Consider the following 2053-nt stretch of genomic DNA (forward strand, 5'->3'; position numbering starts at 1 on the left):
CCAAAGCATCCATTGCAGTAGAAAGATTCTCTAATAAAGTCTTATCCTCCAGTGTATTTTCCAGTTTGGAAAGCCTATCCCGCATATCCTTAAAACGACTGTCAAAGTCCTCTCTCTGCTCCTTTACCGGATTGTTGGCAGTATCATACATGGCCAAAAGTAAACGCTTATTGATACTCTGGATATCCTTTCGCATACTCATCTGAGACTTCATGTTGTCATACTCAATCTGCACAAAGTCATTCACCATCATGTCACTCATCTTCAAAAATGAGAATTGTGCCAAGCCGATTAAGAGTGTAACCATAATCGTCATGAGAACCAGTGTAAAAATAAACTTACTACGCAACTTCATATCCTTATAAGACATACTTCTTCTCCCTTACTTCTCTTCCTTCTCTTTCTCTCTTTCTTCCAAAAGAGTTTTGTGAATCAATGCGGCGATGCTTTCCTTATAAATCTTCCGGATGCTCACCAAAATATTCCCCTTTTGCTCAAGCTCCGAGGGTTTTAGGCTGACCATCAAAACCATGGTGCCCCCTCCGGGATTCTTTGCCAGGAAAAAGTCTTCCTTAGCAAATTCACTTTCCCTAATCCTTTTGTTCTTTTGCAAAAAGCGGAAAAACCTTTTGCTTTCTTCTTTGGAAAGTACCTGTCCTGCAAATTCTTCCAAAATTTTTCCTTCCATAGAGAAGGAATAAGCCCCTTCTTTTTCATAGAGGATTTCCGCACCGCCCCTGCCCGGATCGGTCAAAAGCACAAGCTCATAGCCTCGGTACAAGTCCTTGACTCTTTCCATCATTTTCTTCTGCTTCAGCTTTAAGAAATCCCCCTGAAAAACCTGCAAATTCACAAGATAGGCATTTCTCCCCGGAATATGACTGATTTCTTTTCCGCGGATAGCAAAAAAGGTATCGCCTCCCATGGTATCCAAGCCGGTGTCCAAGCCCTTGGACAGGTCATCCAGAAAATGACGGATACTCCGATAAATCTCTTCTTCCCTGTTATTGAGAATCTCCTGGGCTACGCCGGAATTTAAACCTTCCATTACGGACAATTCCCTTTCAAAGGAGGGATTCACATAGAGAAATTCCACTCTATCTCCCATTCGCTCCACAATGGCCAGAGGAAAGCCTTCTTCCTCCCCGCCATCCGTTTCCTTTCCGCTATGGAAGGAGCTCGTTCCCATAAGATTTACATTGCCAAGATCATCGTTGTACCTTCTCTTCCAGGCCGCCTCAAAGGGAAATCCCTTTTCCCTACATTGCATAATACTTTCCAGGTAGGGGGCGGGCTTTCCGATATAGTAGCCCTGCAGCTTCTCACAGCCGATTTCCCTAAGGAACTCCAGCTGTTCCTCCGTTTCCACACCTTCCGCCAGGGTGCGAATGCCGATCTTCTTTGCCATATCCACGATGGAGCTGACAATCTTTTGAGATTTCTCATTGAATTCCCTAAGGAGCAGCATGTCGATTTTCAACAGGTCAAAATCGAAGTCTTTTAAAATATTCAAGGAGCTGTAGCCGGAGCCGAAATCATCCATCCAAACCTTATAGCCCGCCTCATGGAAGCGCTTAATCTGGCTGCTGATAAGAAGCTGACTTTTGTTTAAAACCGACTCGGTGATTTCCAGCGTCAGCATCTCTCTGGGAACCTGATACTTCGTCATCCGTTCTTCCAGTTCCCGGAAAACGTCGCAAAGCTCGAAGTCCATTCGAGAAAGATTCAAGGAAACGGGCACCAAACTGCCCCCCTCTTCCTTGGTTTTCTGATAATCCTGACAGATTTTCTCCAGCACATACAGGTCCAGCCTATGGATCAAATGATACTCTTCCAACACCGGAATAAACTCCACAGGGGAGAGGAAGCCGTAATGAGGATCCGCCCAGCGCACTAAGGCCTCGAAACCGCAGATTTCCTTGGTCAAAGCCCGTACCAAAGGTTGATAATAGACCTTGATATAGCCCTCTGCCATAGCCTCCTCAATCTGATCCACAATATATCTTTGTTTAGTCAGAAGCTGTCCCAGCTCCTCATCATAATAACGAGATCG

The 2053-nt window shown here is 45.0% G+C and carries 2 protein-coding genes; both read right to left on the minus strand.

The annotated features are described in order from the left end of the window. Positions 1–370 (minus strand): hypothetical protein (locus tag ACO4PX_RS10055; protein ID WP_485572567.1); only part of this gene is annotated, 370 nt, incomplete at its 3' end. A gap of 12 nt (positions 371–382) precedes the next feature. Further along, the coding region (locus ACO4PX_RS10060) for an EAL domain-containing protein (RefSeq protein WP_485572569.1) at positions 383–2053 on the minus strand (1671 nt) is incomplete at its 5' end.

It is taken from the genome of Oribacterium sp. (genome assembly GCF_057249185.1).